The organism is Rhizobium sp. M10 (assembly GCF_002531955.1).
GTDB lineage: Bacteria > Pseudomonadota > Alphaproteobacteria > Rhizobiales > Rhizobiaceae > Rhizobium > Rhizobium etli_C.
Genome location: NZ_NWTA01000010.1, coordinates 182,213 through 197,410, shown reverse-complemented (window position 1 = coordinate 197,410; position 15,198 = coordinate 182,213). Strand labels below are relative to the sequence as shown.

Sequence of the window (15,198 nt, the reverse complement as noted above, 5' to 3'; positions counted from 1 at the left end):
TCCTAATTGTAACCGCGCGCGGTGCGGAAGGCGGCAGCAAGATCCGAACCGCCGTCGAATACGCGCGCCGAGGTCTGCTTGGCAAGGGCGTCGAGCTGGGTCTTGTCGGCGTCGCCGAATGTGATGCCGAAGATCGGTACATGCGGCTCGATCGCGTTCCACTCGCTCATGAAGGCCTGAGCTTGATCATCGGACTTGCCGTCGGTCATGATGACGATGGCCGGCAGATAAGTCGAGAGCCTGTCGGTTCTGGCGATCTGCTGCAAAGCCCGTTCGGCGCAGGCATACATATTGGTGCCGCCGTCCGCCTTCTGCCTAGAAATCTCGTTCAGCAGCCCCTCCTGCTCCAGCGGATTTCCGCTTGCCATGAACATGTTGCGCACGCTGCTGTCGAAGGGAATGACGATGATCTGGTCGGCCGGCGACCACTGCACCAGCACCTTGCTCGCCTCGTCGGGGGTCAAGAGGAAACGCATCGCCTTCTGCAGCTGGTCCTCGCCGTCACCCTGCATCGAACCGGAAAAATCGAGGCAGAGGGCCGTCAGCGACGGTTTGCGCAACGCCGCCTGATAAAGGGTGAGCGCCTGGCGGATGACGCCCGGCTCGGGCATGCGGATCGCCGTCACCAGCCGGGTCGGATCGAAATTCCAGTTCGGCTCCGGCTTGGCGGCGACGTCGGTCAACGGGATGCGCCGGCCGGTATCGGCGATGCGCTGCTGCACGGGGCCTGAGCGGAGATAGGCGAGCAGATCGTTGAAGAATGTCTGGACTTCGGGCCCGCGGCCATGATCGACGAAGCCGATCGGCGAATCCGCCATAGCCACGCCATCGGCCGGGTAGATCGCATAAAGCGGCTCCTGCGACAGGGTGGCGAGCTTGTCGTTGGTTTCCTTCAGCACCGCCTCGTAATTCCACATCGCGTCGTAGAGCGTACCCTTGCCGGCGGAATCGACGTAGAGATCGGCAAGCCACCCGGAGGAACCGGACGAGCGCACAACACCCGAAAGCAGCGACCGGACGCTCTCCTGCACGTTTTTATCGTCGAGATCGCCGGGTTCGATCACAGGCTTGTTGCCGAGCGCGCTCGACAGCATGGCGAGATAGGCGCTGGCGCCCGAATTGGATTGTGTCGCCGACGTCATCAGGAACTTCAGCGATCCACTCTCGACCGCCGCCAGGATGTCCTTCATGAACACGTCCCTGCCGATCCAGCCGAGCTGCTCGGCTTTCGACCTGCGCACCCCCAATACCACCGGCGTCTGGGCGATCGAGGTCAGGTTCTTGACCCGGCGCCGGGTGTCGAACATGTCGACCCAGACGCTGGAGGCCGGCCAGACCGCATCCTGCGCAACACCCTGGTCGCTCTGCAGCGCCAGGCCGATATCAAGCGTGCCCTCATATTTGAAGGTGCAGGTGGCGTTCTTCTGCTTGCAGAACTCTTCGACGATCGGCTGCAGGACGGTATTTTCCGAGCCCGACACGATTGAGAACTCCGGCCCCTGGCCGAAGGGATTGCAGCCGGTAAGGCCCAGGGCGGCAAGAAGTGCCAGGCCTGAAAGCAGCGCTCGCATCGTCGTTCTGTCGATCACGCCTGAGTCATCGCTTTCTTGAGCTCGATCGTCATCTGCTCCATCTGCTGTTCGGCGAGCGCCCGCTTGCGACGTCCCTCCTCCTGAACCCGAAGCACCCCTGATATCGTATCGATCAGATCCTTGTTCGCCTTGGCGAGCGTGTCGATATCGACGATGCCGCGCTGCGACTGCTGCTCAATTGATATCGCCTGGTCCTTCATCATCTCGGATGCCTGGCGGATCATGTCGTTGGTGGCATCCGTCACCGCCTTCTGCAGGTCGAGCGCCGATTTCTGCCGCGTCAGGCCGAGCAGGATGACCATCTTCTGCTTCCAGGCCGGGACGGTCAGTGCGGAGGTTGCCTGCAGGTTCTCGATCAATGTCTCGTCGCCCGACTGGACGATGCGGATCTGCGGCAATTGCTGGATGCCGAGCTGGCGCGCCTGCTGCAGATAGAAGACCCGCTTCTCCAGCCGGTCGAGCGCCTGCAGGCTGTCCTGATAGGTTTGCGCCTCCAGCATGCCGCCGCCGGGACCGGTCGCCGCCGCTTCGGCCTGCGCCTTCAGTTTCGGCAGCTCGACGCTGCGGAAACGCTCGGCGAACGTCTTGCCGGCCTGCACATAGGCATCCAGCCGCATGATCGATTGCTTGGTTTCCTCGTGCAGATCATCGAGGAGCGCGATGTCGCGCCTCAGCGTATCCTTGTGTCTGTCGAGTTCCAGGCCGATCCGGTCGATCTGGCCGGCCACGTCCTCGAACTCCTCTTTGAACCGTTCGAGCCGCGCTTTCGCCGAAAGGAACATACGGCTGAGAAAACCCTTGTCCTTCAGGGATGCCGGATCGAGGTTCTTCGACTTGATGATGATGTCGGTCAGCAGCCGGCCGATCTCGCCGAGATCCTTGTTGCGGACCTCGCGCAGAATTCTGTCGGCATAGTCGCTGACCGACTGCTGGGCGCGGTCACCATAGACCGAAATGCCGGCGCGGTCGGAGATATCGATGCCATCGGAAATGCGGGCAATTTCCGCCGGATCGGCGGCAACTACCGGCAGGGCGGCATTCTGAACAGTCGCGAGATCGGTCTCGGCCATGAGGCGGGCTTTCCAGGCTTTCGGCGCGTAATTGTCTGGAGGCCTCTTTTGAAATTACAGGCCCCGTCGCGATGGACTGGCCGCTGGGATCGCACCGATCCGAAGAGCAGGACGACAGAAGGCGACTCAATCATCGCTGGTCGCCCACACAATAATGAACTTTATGATACAGTTTTATGACAGCGGAAAAGCCGCTACTGACAAGCCTCGGCCTTGCGCTCGAGCAGTTCCAGCTTGGCAAGCTTGCCCGTCAGAACGAAATCGCCGTAATCCATCGTCAAGTCGCGGGTGATGCCGTTCTCATAGAGCTTGAAGGACATGCGATAGACCGGCAGCGAATCGGATTTCGCATTCTCGTTGAAATAGGCGATCGTCACCGGCCAGAACGCGGTCTTGGAGAAGGCGCCGGCATTGCCGGCATCGGCCTCCTCGGCAACCGGCGTCTGCTGCTTGCCGACGATCGTCGTCGTCGCCAGCGCCTTGTCGCCGTCATCGGAACCGTCAAAAACGCGCGCCTCGAAGAAGCGCTTGCCGTCCTTGGCGTTCTGGATCACATCGAGCATGTGTTCCGTGGGAAAGCGGCTTTCGGCCAGTTGCAGCTCGCGGCTCGCCGGCTGCTTGAGATCGACCTTGACGCCGTCAGGCTGATCCTGAGCGGCACCGTTGACCTCCTTGTCGAGCTGGTCGTCGGTGAAGGATTTGGTGTCGAAGGTGAACTTGCCGTCCTTCAGGTTCTCGAAGGTCTTCGTCTGCTGGTCGCTGACGCGCACGCTGTCGCCGGTGTCGATCTGTGTCACGAAGCGGAAATTGGTGGTAAAGCCCTGGCAATAGCTGCCGTCGAACTCATAGACCATGCGGCCGTACATGCCGGCGATGCCGGAGCGGTCCGAAGCGTCCTTCAATTCGAGATCGTAGACAGCGCGATGGGCGATGAGGCCGGTCGCGGCCGCAGCGCTTGCCGCAGGCGCACCCGCCCATGCATTGGCGGAGACGCTGGCAAGAAGCAGAGCGGCAAGCGACGATCGGAACATTCATTCACTCCTGTTGGACTCGGCCGCGATGTTATATGAACTCTTTCGGCCAAATCGAGGCTCGAAGCTGTCATATTAAAGATTCTAGTCTTGATGCATAATTTTTGAAACATTGACAACAAAAGCGGAGACGAAAATGTCCGATGAAATTGCAGCGCGCCTGACTGAGATGGGGATAACCCTGCCCGAAGCCGCGGCCCCTGCCGCAAATTACGTTCCCTATGTCATCAGCGGCAATCTTCTCTACATTTCCGGCCAGCTGCCGCTCGAAGGCGGCAAGATCGCCGTCGCCGGCCATCTCGGCAAGACGGTCGATGTTGCAAGGGGCCAGCGCGGCGCCGAACTCTGCGCCATCAATATCCTCGCCCAGGCGAAGGCCGCTCTTGGCGGCGATCTCGGCCGCATCCGGCGCGTCATCAAGCTGAACGGCTTCGTCGCCTCGGCGCCCGACTTTGTCGAGCAGCATCTCGTCATCAACGGCGCGTCGAACCTGATTGCCGGCGTGCTCGGCGAGGCCGGCAAACATGCGCGTGCCGCCGTCGGCATGGCAGCCCTGCCGCTGAACGCCGCCGTCGAGATCGATGCTATCATGGAAATCGCAGAATGACGAATGCGGCCTGGATCAAGGACGTGGCGGTCGCCCATCGCGGCTTTCACGACCTCAATAAGCTCGTCTGGGAAAACACGCTTTCGGCCTTTTCGCGCGCCGTCGAAGCGGGCTTTGCGATCGAATGCGATCTGCATTACGCCTCCGACGGCGTGCCGATCATCTTTCACGACGAGGACCTGCAGCGCCTGTGCAGTCTCACCGGCGACATCCGGGAGCGCACCTCCAGGGAACTCGGACTGATCGCCGTCGGCGGCACCAGCGACAAGGTGCCGACGCTCAGCCAGCTTCTCGATCTCGTCCGGGGCAAGGTGCCGCTGGTGCTGGAGCTGAAGGGCCGCGAGGCCGATGATGAAGGGTTTGCCGAATCTGTTCTCGAAGTGCTTCAGGGTTATGAGGGCAAGGTGGCGCTGATGAGCTTCGACCACTGGCTGCTGCGCGATTTGAAGGCGCTCGGCTCCCCCTACCCGCTCGGGCTGACCGCCAACGGCAACACGCCGGAGGAGTTCGCAACGCATGCCAAGGCGTTGGAGATCGGTCTCGATTTCATCTCCTATTATTACGACGACCTGCCGAATGCCTTCATATCAGGCGAACGCAAAAAGGGCATTCCCGTCATCACCTGGACGGTGCGCGACGAAGACGCCCGCCGGCGGACCTTCGCCAATGCGGACCAGATGACCTTCGAAGGCTTCGACCCGCGTGTGGCGGTTTGACGCTCGCTTTTTGGCCAAGATCATGCGCAGATTGAGGGAAAGCCGAAACCGCGCTCCCACAGGCTTCGCATTTGCCCCATGACTGACGACCTCACCATTCGCGTCGAACATTCCTTCACGGCGATTTCCCCGGAGAGCTGGTCCAGGCTTTCCGGGGCATCGAAGAGCGGCACCACGATCGCTTACAATCCCTTCGTCTCGCACGCCTTTTTGTCATCGCTGGAAGAATCCGGTTCGGCCACCGCCGAGACCGGCTGGCTCGGCCATCACCTGCTGCTCGAGACCGATCGCGGTGACCTGATCGGCGCCCTGCCCGGCTACCTCAAGAACCACAGCCAGGGTGAATATGTCTTCGACCATGGCTGGGCCGATGCCTTCGAGCGGGCCGGCGGGCGCTATTATCCCAAACTTCAATGCTCTATCCCATTCACTCCGGCGACGGGTCCGCGGCTTCTCGTCGCCGAGGGGCTGCAGCGGCTGCCGATCCAGAGCGCGATCGCCGAAAGCCTGAAGGAGGTCGTGCGCCGGCTCGGCATCTCCTCGGCCCATGTCACCTTCGTCCCTGATGAAGAGATCGGCGTCTTCGAGATGGACGGCTATCTGCACCGCACCGACCAGCAGTTCCATTTCATCAATGACGGCTATGCCAATCACGAGGAATTCCTCGAAACGCTCGCCTCGCGCAAACGCAAGGCATTGCGCAAGGAGCGCCGGGCCGCACTCGAAAACGGCATCAGCATCGACTGGCTGACCGGCAGCGACCTGACGGAACGCATCTGGGACCAGTTCTTCAAATTCTACATGGATACCGGCGGGCGCAAATGGGGCCGGCCCTACCTCACCCGCAAATTCTACTCGCTGATCGGCGAGCGCATGGCCGACGACATCCTGCTCGTCATGGCCAAGCGCGACGGGCGCTACGTCGCCGGCGCGATCAACTTCATCGGCGGCGAGACGCTCTACGGCCGTCACTGGGGCTGCATCGAGGATCACCCCTTCCTGCATTTCGAGGTCTGCTATCACCAGGCGATCGATTTTGCCCTTACGAAAGGGTTGAAGCGGGTCGAGGCCGGCGCCCAGGGCGAACACAAGCTCGCCCGCGGCTACCTACCGGTGACGACGCATTCGGCCCATTATGTCGCCCATGCCGGCCTTCGTCGGGCGATCGGCGATTATCTCGCCCGCGAGCGCGCCGATGTCGAACAGATGGGCGAGCTGCTGGCCGAGCACAGCCCCTTCCGCAAGGGCGAGCGCCAGCAGGAGGATTGACGCCGCCCTGCCGAGCGCGCTACCCGATCAAATAGAAAGTGAGGAGATTTCGCGATGACCAAGCCGGCCGCTTATGACGACAACAACATCTTCGCCAAGATCCTGCGCGGCGAAATCCCCTCGCACCGTATCTATGAGGATCAGCATACCGTCGCCTTCATGGATGTGATGCCGCAGGCGCCGGGCCATGTGCTCGTCGTTCCGAAGGCGCCTTCACGCAATATCCTCGATGCCGATCCCGCTACCCTCGCCCATGCCATCACCGTCGTGCAGAAGGTCGCCAAGGCGCTCGAAGAGGTGTTCGATGCCGATGGTGTGTTTATCGCCCAATTCAACGAACCAGCCGCCGGGCAGACGGTGTTCCATTTGCATTTCCACATCATTCCCCGTCATGAAGGCGTGGCGCTCAAGCCGCATTCCGGCAAGATGGAGGACGGCGCGGTGCTTGCCGCCAATGCCGAAAAGATCAGGGCAGCTCTGGCATAGGTAGCACGTGACGTGCTTCAGGGCGGCGCAACGCGCGCTGAAAGTGTGTTCCGCCGGCTTCTCAATCAAAGCCCCGCGGGTTCTTCCAAGACTGTCGAATAGGACGCTTTCCAATCAGCCCCGCCCCGAGGACCGCTAGTTTGACCCGGTCGACCATTATGCGTTAGCCGTTCTTCGGGGTCTTTAGCATTGTCGCCACGCGGCGGATACCGAGCTGGTAGCCTTCTGTCCCAAGGCCGGCGATTACGCCGTCTGCCCGGTGGGAGACAAAGGAGTGATGGCGGAAGCTTTCGCGCTTATGCACGTTGGAGATATGGATCTCGATGACGGGACCTTCGAACGTATTCAGAGCGTCGAGGATGGCAAGCGACGTGTGCGTGAATGCAGCAGGATTGATCACGATGCCGGCACCATTCTCACGCGCTTCATGGATCCAGTCGATGATTTCGTATTCGCGGTTGCTCTGGTGGAAGCGGAGCTCGTGTCCGAGTTCCGATGCCAGCCTCCGGCAGGAGGCCTCGACGTCGGCCAGTGTCTCGTGGCCGTAGATGTGAGGCTGGCGCTTGCCCAGTAGGTTGAGATTTGGGCCGTTAAGAACATAGATCAGGCTCATTGCAATTACCCTTGTGAAAGCACCGACGAGTTCAGGCGAGTGCTATTTCCTGGAATGCGAAATTCGGATCGGATTCGTAGAGATCGGCGCGAAGCCCAAGCCGCCCTTCCTGCAGTGCGGCTGCTGCGACATTCCGAGCGGCGTCGAGAACCGCTTTCAGCAGTTCTCGTTTGGTCTCCATCGGCCGTCCGGGAGCCACACGCACAATTATTTGAATGAAGTGATTGTCGGCATGTTCGTCACCGACGCAGGAGAAAGTCGCTTCCCTGGCGAATGTGCGAACTATAGTAGGCTTTACGAGGCCCCCGTCGCGGACTCGGCGATGCACTGCTCTGGTCAGCTCGTCAATAACGACGCGTTCGGCAGCGCCCCTGCTATAGTCAATGATGATATGCGGCATCGCATGTCCTCCAGCTCAGCACAACTCTTCGAAATGACGCGACATTCGTTCCGCGTCCGGCTGCACGCTGGTAAACAATTCGAACGCCGCGGCGGCCTGGAATACCGTCATTCCACCACCGGGCAGCGTTCTGCAGCCCTTCTTCTCGGCCAAAGCCAGAAGTTCGGTCACGACGGGCATGTAGACAATATCAGCCACCCAGTGACGCGACTGAAGCGCTTCCGGGTCGATCGGAATGCCAGGATGGCTTCGCATACCCGTCGGCGTGGCGTGGATCAGCCCGTCGGCCGAAGCGAGCGTGGCGCTGACATCCCTGATCGGCTGAGCGCACCTTTTTGAGAAGCGCTGATTGAGCTGATCGGCAAGCGTGGCGGCGCGATTTGCGTCCTGGTCGAAGATCGAGAGCAGCTCGATTCCGAGCTTGATGGCTGCGTGCGCGACTGCGACCCCCGCGCCGCCTGCGCCAAGCAGGACCGCATGTGTTTTGGCAACATCGGGCAATCCGCGCTCGAAATTCTTATAAAAGCCATACCAATCGGTGTTGTGCCCAATCCGCCTTCCATTGCGAAGCACGACCGTGTTGACTGCACCGAGCATACGGGCATCTTCCGACAGATCGGTAAGGTGAGTGATAACGGTCTGCTTGCACGGGTGAGTGATGTTGCTTCCCGCAAAACCCCGGCGTTCGATCTCGTCGAGAAGATCTGGCAGCGCAGATGCAGGGAGACCACGCTCGGCCAGATCGAGAAGCTCGTACCGATATTCCAGTCCAAGCTGATATGCTTCGGTCTCGTGGAGAGCCGGCGACTTCGACATCTGAACGTCCGCTCCGATCAGCCCGACATGAAATTTCCTGTTGTCCATTTTGATAGCTCTACCAAATCAGTGATGGGCAAGTATTTCGCCGAGAAACGCCTTGGTGCGCTCGTGCTGAGGAGCCTTGAAGAAAATCTCGGGTTCAGCCTCTTCGATGATCTCACCGGAGGCCATGAAGATGACCCTGTCTGCTACCTGGCGGGCGAAGCCCATTTCATGGGTGACACAGATCATGGTCATGCCGTCGCGTGCGAGCCCGATCATTGTATCTAGCACTTCCTTGACCATCTCGGGGTCTAGCGCGCTCGTGGGCTCATCGAACAGCATCACTTTCGGCTCCATGCAGAGCGCACGCGCGATCGCGACGCGCTGCTGCTGGCCTCCGGAAAGCTGGGCGGGATATTTTTCCGCCTGATCAAGAATACGGACACGCTCCAGATATTTTCGTGCCAGTCGTTCGGCGTCGGCGCGGCTGGTGCCGCGAACGCGCATGGGGGCTAGCGTGCAGTTCTGAAGTACGGTCATGTGAGGGAACAAATTGAAACTCTGGAACACCATGCCCACTTCGCGTCGGATCGTGTCCACAGCCTTGGTGCTGCCATCCAGCAGCTGTCCTTCGACGACGACCTTCCCGTCCTGGATCGTCTCAAGCGCGTTGATGCAGCGGATCAAAGTAGATTTGCCAGAACCCGATGGGCCGCAAAGGACGATCTTCTCGCCTTTGCGAACCGACAGGCTGATGTTTTTCAGAGCATGGAAGGAGCCGTACCATTTCTCCAGCTTCTCGAGTGAAATCAACGTCGACTGATCGTTTGAAGAATTGAGCACGGCGCCCTCCATGTATGCTTTACTTGACGGTGAACGGGATGTTGGGGATGGATTCTGGGAATGTAGGAAGGTCGATGCCCATCCACTTCTTGGTGATGGCCGCCAGCTCCCCGCTTGCCTTGATCTTGTCGAGGAAGCTGTTGGCGGCTTCGTTCCAGTCCTTCTCGCCAAGGCGAGTTCCGACGCCGTTATAGGTCTTCAGGAAGTCGATCTTACGCTCGTAAGTCCCGGCGCTGGCCGCATCGAGCCTCTGTCCGTAGAACTGGTTGCCGCCGACAGCCTTTACCTGTCCCGAAATGAGAGCCTGGATCGTGGCGGCGTCATCGTCGAAGCGGCGGATCGTTGCAGTCGATCCTACGGCGTCCGTCACAGCCTTATCCTGCGAGCTCGACTTCGGCACACCGATCTCCCAGCCAGCTACATCGGCCGGCGCCTTTGCGGCATCGGCCTTGGCGGCATAGAGCGAAATTGTGTTCGCCGCATACGGCTTGCTGTACTGGATCGATTTGGCACGCTCCTCGGTCATGGCCATTGTGGCGAACAGGATATCCACCTTCCCCGTCGTCAGCGCCGGAATTCGGTTGGCGACCGCGAGCGGCTGGAACTCGACCTTCACGCCGAGTTCCTTGGCGAACAGCGTCGCGATGTCGGCGTCGAAGCCGTCCTGTTTGCCGCTCGTATTCACAAAGCCCCATGGTGCGTTGTCGCCCTGAATGCCGACGACGAGAGTGCCCTTGGCTTTGATCTCTTCGACCGTGGCGGCCGATGCGGCGGCGGCGCCGATGGTGGCGAAAGCGGCCGTTGCAAAAGCGACTCCCAGAAATTTCCTACGGTTGATCTGCATTGCTTACTCCTCCTCTTTGGTTTTGCTTCTAACGAAGCGGTTAGCGGACTGCTTTCGCCATCCGTTTTTCGAGGCCGCTTCCAAGGTGCGACAGCGGCCAGCAAATGATGAAATAGATCACGCCGACGATCCCGAAGACGAGGAGCGGCCGGTAGGTCTGGTTCGAGATAATCTGTCCAGCTCGGGTCAGCTCGATAAAGCCGACGATCGCGGCGAGCGAGGTTCCTTTGATGAGCTGGACTAGGAAGCCGATGGTCGCAGGCATGGAGATTTTCAGGGCTTGCGGAAGGATGACGTCCCTCATCCGCGATACGTAGTGCAGGCCAAGCGCGTTTGCGGCTTCGCTCTGACCTTTCGGAACGGCTTCGATGGAGCCGCGCCAGATCTCGCCGAGGAAGGCACTCGCATGAAGAGTGAAGGCAATAGCCACCGCGAGCCAGGCATTGACGTCAATGCCGAGCAACGCCACGCCGTAGTACACGACGAAAAGCTGCATCAGAAGCGGCGTGCCCTGGAAGAGTGCGATGTAGCCCGAAGTCGCAATGCGCGCGGTCCGATTTTTCGATGTGCGCGCCAGGGCGATCAATATCCCGAACACGCCTCCACCTACAAAGCCGATGATCGCTAGCAGTACGGTCCATTTGAGGCCCTGCAAGATGAAGAGAAATTCGTTTTCGCCGATGGGACTCATAAGTGCCTCCTATCGCGTCGGGTAATTGAACTGGTGGCGGGAAATGAGGGCGAACATACCCATCATCAGGGTCGAAATGACGAGGTAGATGGCGGTTACGGTGAAGTAGACCTCGAAGCTGCGGAACGTATCGGATTCGATTCTCTGCGCCGCCGATGTTAGCTCGTAGGCTGCGATCGAGGTGCAGACAGAGGTCGTGAGGGTCAGCATCACGAACTGACTTGTGAGCGACGGGTAGATTGCCCGGAGAGCCGGCTTCAGCACGATCAGCCGGAAGACATCGCCCTTATGGAGGCCAAGCGCGAAGCCTGCCTCGATCTGACCTTTGCTGATGCTCTCGACGCCGCCGCGGATGATCTCGATCGCGTATGCACCGCCGTTGATGCCGAGCGCGATGATCGCAGTGACGGTCGGGTTCAGGCGTATCCCCATCAAGGGAAGCGCGAAATAGATGAAGAAAATCTGCACGAGGAAAGGCGTGTTCCGGACGACTTCGACGAACCCGGTCACGGGAGCTCGAACGAGCGGGATCTTGGACGTTTTTGCGGCAACGCCGAGAATGCCGATTAGGAGCGCGAGGAGCATTCCGGCCAGCGCCAGACCGATCGTACCGAGCGAACCCCAAAGCAACTCCGGGGCGCGGTCAAAGACCGCACCAAATTCGAATGTATAACCCATGTATGATTTCCTCCTTCCGGTGCGGATCATTTGCATCCGCGCCGGACTATCGATCCGGTCTGACCGTTCTTTCCGCGCAGTTGAAAAGATGTTTGAGGTGAACCTCCGGCGCCACGGATCCGACCAGAGGCACCTCCACCGAGATGGAAGCGGCGGTGCCGACCACGGCAACCAAATCGCCCAAAGGCAGCTCCCCCTCGCCTGGAGGCAGTCGGCCGCTTCTTGCTTCCGCGATCATTTCCTCCGGCTTTGTCGGCGCCGGACCGGCTACGTCGCATAGTTGAACATGTTTCACTTTGTCGAGGTTGGCCCGCAAGTCTGCCAGAGCCGCGCCGTTCCTGAAGAAATGAATGCCATCGACGAGAACGCCGGCATTATCCATCCCCGCCCCTCTCACGAGGTCGATGCTGTCTTCAAAGGCTTTGACCACCCGCCAGCCCATGTTTTCGATGTCTACCGCCAAGCCGTACCGTCCCGCGAGGACGCAGAAATCCGAAAAGTTCGATAACAGTCTGGCATGATCCGGATCGTCACCACAGACGCTGAGCTGACGCGCTCCAATGTTCGCAGCAGCGGCGAGGGTCGCCTCCACCGACGACGCGTCGAAAGAGGGATCGATGACGAAGAACTCGATATCGAAGACCTCTACTTCTTCACCGGCAAGCACAGCCTTCAACTCGCTGGCTGCTGCGCTACCGACAGGCAGTTCATAGTACGGCGCGCCGGGAAAGGCTGGATGGAGCCTGAGGCCGACCCTGGAGAAACCTGCGCGTCCGGCAATCTTTGCGAACTCCGTAGGGGGCAGCATTATAGACGAGAAGTGCGCGACGCCGATCGGGAGCGCCGCTTTTGGTCTTGAGGCGGCCATCATACGACGCCTTTCGTCGCAAGATGGTTGCGAAGATTGGTTCCGGTGCGATGGATGTGCTGTCGCAGCTTCTCGCAAGCATATTCAACGTCGCGTGCTACGGCGCCCTGCGCAATCTCGCTGTGTTCCTGACCTACATTGCGGTCCCCGGATGTGCGGACAAGGAAGGCGCGGCGGTATCGATCGTTCAGATTCAGCAGAAGATTGCAGAAGTGAAGAAGCAGGGGCTTGCCACAGCCCGAGATCAAGGTGAGGTGGAATTCGCGGTGCAGCGCCTCCCAGTGTTCCAGGGTTTCGGGACGGGCGGCATCGCGCTCAGTGCGGTTCAGACGATGGAGCGCACGCATGATGTTGCCCTCCCACTCGACGTCGCCGACGCGAATGGATTCGCGCAGCGCGAAGACCTCGAGCTCCTCCCGAAGGGTCGTAACTTCTTCGAGATTGGCAAGCGAGATCGGGGCGACGCGATAGCCTCGATTGTCCTGAAACTCAACCAAGCCGTCGGAAATGAGTCGGGCCAGGCCTTCGCGCAAGGGGCTCAGGCTGACGTTGAACGTCTTTCGCGCCCTGTCGAGATTGATCTTGCTGCCCGCCTCCAGTTCCCCGGAAATGATGGCCTCTCGAAGACGCGAAGCGAGCTGGCTGCCGATGGTGTTTTTTCCATCGTCGGCAAAAGCAGCGGACGGCGCGTCTTCTTCTGTCAGTGCGCCACGGGCGCCGTCGTCGCTCGAGTCCATCTCTCCTCCCAGACAATCAAAACTTTCGATGATCGATATAATAAACGATTATTAATGTCAACTTGACCCTGGGAAAAGCAGATTTTGCCCCACAAATCCGCTCACCGAAGACAATATTTCTGTTATATACCAGTACTTTAACTCGTCTTTATCAGTTAAACAGGGCAAACATAGCGGTTGAGCAGCAGCTACTCAGCTTGACAAATAATCGATTATTTTGATACTGGAGCGACATGAGGAGGTGGCAGCATGCCAATCAGAACCGAGAGCGAGTTGACGCCTGCCGTCCTCGCCGTGATGAACCACACCGCGGATCCCAGGCTGCGTGAAATACTCGTCGCAATGGTGAAGCACCTCCACGCGTTCGTACGGGAGGTCAGGCTTTCGGAAGCTGAATTCCGCGAGGCTACAGCGCTCCTCAACGAAATTGGCCAATTGCAGACTGATAGTCACAACGAGTTCGTGCTGATGGCAGGATCGCTCGGCGTCTCTTCGCTCGTCTGCCTGCTCAATAACGGTGACAAAGGGCAGACGGAGACGTCGCAATCGTTGCTCGGACCATTCTGGCGGCTTAACTCTCCGCGAGTGGAGAACGGTGGAACCATCATCCGGTCCGAGACTCCAGGCACGCCTTTGTTCGTCCATGCGAAGGTGATCGATCGGGACGGCAAGCCTGTAGCAGGCGCCGAGGTCGACGTGTGGCATGCGTCGCCTGTCGGTCTTTACGAAAACCAGGATCCCGATCAGGCAGAAATGAATCTCCGTGGGAAGCTCACCACGAACGAAGAAGGCCGCTTCTGGTTCAGAACGGTCAAGATGGTTGGTTATCCGATCCCGGTGGACGGGGTCGTGGGTCGCCTTCTCAAGGCGCAAGGCCGTCACCCCTATCGCCCCGCCCATCTGCACGCACTCATCTTTAAGCGCGGGTACAAGACACTCATCTCCCAGGTCTTCGACCCGAGCGATCCAAATATCGACTCCGACGTGCAGTTTGGCGTGACCGCGGCGTTGACGGGCAACTTCGTCCGGCATGAAGAACCGCACCCGTCCGACGCGGACGTCGCAGGACCGTGGTTCTCGCTCGACTACACCTATGTCATGGAGCCGGGTGAGGCAGCCCTGCCGCGCCCTCCGATCAAATAACGAAACCAGCAGAGCCAAATCATGATCACGGAAAAGGAACGCCAGGAGGCAGCCGACGCGCTGCTGAGGGCCGAAGTCGAACGCAAGCCAATCATCCAGCCAAGCAAGACATATCCGGACCTGGAACTCGAAGACGCCTACAAGATACAAGCGCTCTGGGCGCAGGCGCGGATTGCTAAAGGTGCACGGATCGTCGGCCACAAGATCGGACTGACGTCGCGGGCAATGCAGATGGCCTCGAAGATGACGGAGCCCGATTACGGCGTCATTCTCGACGACGCTCTCTTCAATGATGGAGCGCAGATCAAAGCGGATCTGTTCATCAAGCCTCGTCTCGAAGTCGAACTCGCATTCGTAATGGGTGAGGATCTTGAAGGTCCAAGCACCCGTATCTATGACGTGATGAGGGCGACCGAATTTGTCGTTCCCGCTCTCGAAATCATCGACTATCGAACCGAAGTGCCAAGAGCGATCACCGACACGATCGCCGACAACGCGGCTTTCGGAGCGATCGTCGTGGGTGGTCGTATCGTCCGGCCGATGGATATCGATATCCGCTGGGTCGGCGCAACGCTTTCGAAAAATGGAACCATCGAGGAGTCGGGCGTTTCCGCAGCCATCATGGGGCATCCAGCCGCCGGAATCGCATGGCTCGTGAACAAGCTCCATGCTGTCGGAGGCGGCTTGAAGAAGGGCCAGATCGTTCTTGCCGGTTCGTTCACCCGCCCCGTGGATATCGCCAAGGGCGATGTCATCCAGGCTGATTACGGGCCGGTCGGCTCCATCGGCGTTTCGTTTGTGTGAGGTTG

General features: G+C 59.7%; 18 protein-coding genes. 6 read left to right on the top strand and 12 right to left on the bottom strand.

Annotated elements, in window-relative coordinates; translation table 11 throughout:
- Window positions 1-2 precede the first annotated feature (2 nt).
- The 3 genes from CO671_RS18455 to CO671_RS18445 form a co-directional block, all read right to left on the bottom strand.
- Window positions 3-1,571 (bottom strand): substrate-binding domain-containing protein, encoded by a 1,569-nt coding sequence (locus tag CO671_RS18455; RefSeq protein ID WP_097607136.1) that lies wholly within the window; start codon window positions 1,569-1,571, stop codon window positions 3-5.
- A gap of 14 nt (window positions 1,572-1,585) precedes the next feature.
- Window positions 1,586-2,662 (bottom strand): toxic anion resistance protein, encoded by a 1,077-nt coding sequence (locus CO671_RS18450; protein WP_097607107.1) that lies wholly within the window; start codon window positions 2,660-2,662, stop codon window positions 1,586-1,588.
- 194 nt (window positions 2,663-2,856) lie between these two features.
- The gene (locus CO671_RS18445) at window positions 2,857-3,693 is read right to left on the bottom strand and encodes a cell envelope integrity EipB family protein (RefSeq protein WP_097607106.1); all 837 of its coding nucleotides are present in this window, start codon (window positions 3,691-3,693) and stop codon (window positions 2,857-2,859) included.
- A gap of 136 nt (window positions 3,694-3,829) precedes the next feature.
- Here CO671_RS18445 and CO671_RS18440 point away from each other — a divergent pair, with 136 nt between their 5' ends.
- The 4 genes from CO671_RS18440 to CO671_RS18425 all read left to right on the top strand — a co-directional run bounded on the left by CO671_RS18440 (window position 3,830) and on the right by CO671_RS18425 (window position 6,771).
- Entirely contained in the window at window positions 3,830-4,300 is a 471-nt protein-coding gene (locus CO671_RS18440; RefSeq protein ID WP_097607105.1) for a RidA family protein, read from the top strand.
- On the top strand, window positions 4,297-5,016 hold the full coding sequence (locus CO671_RS18435; RefSeq protein ID WP_097607104.1) for a glycerophosphodiester phosphodiesterase: 720 nt from the start codon (window positions 4,297-4,299) through the stop codon (window positions 5,014-5,016). Before CO671_RS18440 ends, CO671_RS18435 begins: the two co-directional genes overlap by 4 nt.
- A 78-nt stretch (window positions 5,017-5,094) precedes the next feature.
- On the top strand, window positions 5,095-6,285 hold the full coding sequence (locus CO671_RS18430) for a GNAT family N-acetyltransferase (protein ID WP_097607103.1): 1,191 nt from the start codon (window positions 5,095-5,097) through the stop codon (window positions 6,283-6,285).
- 54 nt (window positions 6,286-6,339) lie between these two features.
- Window positions 6,340-6,771, top strand: coding sequence for an HIT family protein (locus CO671_RS18425; RefSeq protein WP_097607102.1), 432 nt, complete (start codon window positions 6,340-6,342; stop codon window positions 6,769-6,771).
- A 163-nt stretch (window positions 6,772-6,934) separates the two neighbouring features.
- Here the strand turns inward: CO671_RS18425 and aroQ are convergent, their stop codons facing one another.
- From aroQ to CO671_RS18380, 9 genes are read right to left on the bottom strand one after another with little or no spacing between them, the layout of a single operon-like run.
- Window positions 6,935-7,384, bottom strand: coding sequence for a type II 3-dehydroquinate dehydratase (aroQ, locus tag CO671_RS18420; RefSeq protein ID WP_097607101.1), 450 nt, complete (start codon window positions 7,382-7,384; stop codon window positions 6,935-6,937).
- A gap of 31 nt (window positions 7,385-7,415) precedes the next feature.
- Window positions 7,416-7,784 (bottom strand): 5-carboxymethyl-2-hydroxymuconate Delta-isomerase, encoded by a 369-nt coding sequence (locus CO671_RS18415; RefSeq protein ID WP_097607100.1) that lies wholly within the window; start codon window positions 7,782-7,784, stop codon window positions 7,416-7,418.
- Between the two features lie 15 nt (window positions 7,785-7,799).
- Window positions 7,800-8,648 (bottom strand): shikimate dehydrogenase, encoded by an 849-nt coding sequence (locus tag CO671_RS18410; protein WP_170965003.1) that lies wholly within the window; start codon window positions 8,646-8,648, stop codon window positions 7,800-7,802.
- Between the two features lie 18 nt (window positions 8,649-8,666).
- Window positions 8,667-9,428, bottom strand: coding sequence for an amino acid ABC transporter ATP-binding protein (locus tag CO671_RS18405; RefSeq protein WP_097607135.1), 762 nt, complete (start codon window positions 9,426-9,428; stop codon window positions 8,667-8,669).
- Window positions 9,429-9,447: 19 nt separating this feature from the next.
- Complete coding sequence (locus tag CO671_RS18400) at window positions 9,448-10,272, bottom strand: transporter substrate-binding domain-containing protein (protein WP_097607098.1); 825 nt, start codon at window positions 10,270-10,272, stop codon at window positions 9,448-9,450.
- A gap of 40 nt (window positions 10,273-10,312) precedes the next feature.
- Window positions 10,313-10,963, bottom strand: a complete 651-nt coding sequence (locus tag CO671_RS18395; RefSeq protein WP_097607097.1) for an amino acid ABC transporter permease — start codon at window positions 10,961-10,963, stop codon at window positions 10,313-10,315.
- 9 nt (window positions 10,964-10,972) lie between these two features.
- Entirely contained in the window at window positions 10,973-11,641 is a 669-nt protein-coding gene (locus tag CO671_RS18390) for an amino acid ABC transporter permease (protein ID WP_097607096.1), read from the bottom strand.
- Between the two features lie 46 nt (window positions 11,642-11,687).
- A complete protein-coding gene (locus CO671_RS18385) occupies window positions 11,688-12,509 on the bottom strand; it encodes a sugar phosphate isomerase/epimerase (protein WP_170965001.1) in 822 nt (273 codons plus the stop codon).
- Window positions 12,509-13,246, bottom strand: a complete 738-nt coding sequence (locus CO671_RS18380; protein ID WP_097607094.1) for a GntR family transcriptional regulator — start codon at window positions 13,244-13,246, stop codon at window positions 12,509-12,511. Before CO671_RS18380 ends, CO671_RS18385 begins: the two co-directional genes overlap by 1 nt.
- Window positions 13,247-13,495: 249 nt before the next feature.
- Here CO671_RS18380 and CO671_RS18375 point away from each other — a divergent pair, with 249 nt between their 5' ends.
- Together CO671_RS18375 and hpaH are read left to right on the top strand one after the other, a co-directional pair.
- The gene (locus CO671_RS18375; protein WP_097607093.1) at window positions 13,496-14,389 is read left to right on the top strand and encodes an intradiol ring-cleavage dioxygenase; all 894 of its coding nucleotides are present in this window, start codon (window positions 13,496-13,498) and stop codon (window positions 14,387-14,389) included.
- 21 nt (window positions 14,390-14,410) lie between these two features.
- Window positions 14,411-15,193: a 2-oxo-hept-4-ene-1,7-dioate hydratase gene (gene hpaH / locus CO671_RS18370; protein ID WP_097607092.1), complete on the top strand. Its 783-nt coding sequence runs from the start codon at window positions 14,411-14,413 to the stop codon at window positions 15,191-15,193.
- Window positions 15,194-15,198 lie beyond the last annotated feature (5 nt).

Coding starts and splice junctions, on each gene's coding strand:
- CO671_RS18455 (WP_097607136.1), bottom strand. CDS start 1,571: ATGCGAGCGCTGCTTTCAGGCCTGGCACTTCTTGCCGCCCTGGGCCTT.
- CO671_RS18450 (WP_097607107.1), bottom strand. CDS start 2,662: ATGGCCGAGACCGATCTCGCGACTGTTCAGAATGCCGCCCTGCCGGTA.
- CO671_RS18445 (WP_097607106.1), bottom strand. CDS start 3,693: ATGTTCCGATCGTCGCTTGCCGCTCTGCTTCTTGCCAGCGTCTCCGCC.
- CO671_RS18440 (WP_097607105.1), top strand. CDS start 3,830: ATGTCCGATGAAATTGCAGCGCGCCTGACTGAGATGGGGATAACCCTG.
- CO671_RS18435 (WP_097607104.1), top strand. CDS start 4,297: ATGACGAATGCGGCCTGGATCAAGGACGTGGCGGTCGCCCATCGCGGC.
- CO671_RS18430 (WP_097607103.1), top strand. CDS start 5,095: ATGACTGACGACCTCACCATTCGCGTCGAACATTCCTTCACGGCGATT.
- CO671_RS18425 (WP_097607102.1), top strand. CDS start 6,340: ATGACCAAGCCGGCCGCTTATGACGACAACAACATCTTCGCCAAGATC.
- aroQ (WP_097607101.1), bottom strand. CDS start 7,384: ATGAGCCTGATCTATGTTCTTAACGGCCCAAATCTCAACCTACTGGGC.
- CO671_RS18415 (WP_097607100.1), bottom strand. CDS start 7,784: ATGCCGCATATCATCATTGACTATAGCAGGGGCGCTGCCGAACGCGTC.
- CO671_RS18410 (WP_170965003.1), bottom strand. CDS start 8,648: ATGGACAACAGGAAATTTCATGTCGGGCTGATCGGAGCGGACGTTCAG.
- CO671_RS18400 (WP_097607098.1), bottom strand. CDS start 10,272: ATGCAGATCAACCGTAGGAAATTTCTGGGAGTCGCTTTTGCAACGGCC.
- CO671_RS18395 (WP_097607097.1), bottom strand. CDS start 10,963: ATGAGTCCCATCGGCGAAAACGAATTTCTCTTCATCTTGCAGGGCCTC.
- CO671_RS18390 (WP_097607096.1), bottom strand. CDS start 11,641: ATGGGTTATACATTCGAATTTGGTGCGGTCTTTGACCGCGCCCCGGAG.
- CO671_RS18385 (WP_170965001.1), bottom strand. CDS start 12,509: ATGGCCGCCTCAAGACCAAAAGCGGCGCTCCCGATCGGCGTCGCGCAC.
- CO671_RS18380 (WP_097607094.1), bottom strand. CDS start 13,246: ATGGACTCGAGCGACGACGGCGCCCGTGGCGCACTGACAGAAGAAGAC.
- CO671_RS18375 (WP_097607093.1), top strand. CDS start 13,496: ATGCCAATCAGAACCGAGAGCGAGTTGACGCCTGCCGTCCTCGCCGTG.
- hpaH (WP_097607092.1), top strand. CDS start 14,411: ATGATCACGGAAAAGGAACGCCAGGAGGCAGCCGACGCGCTGCTGAGG.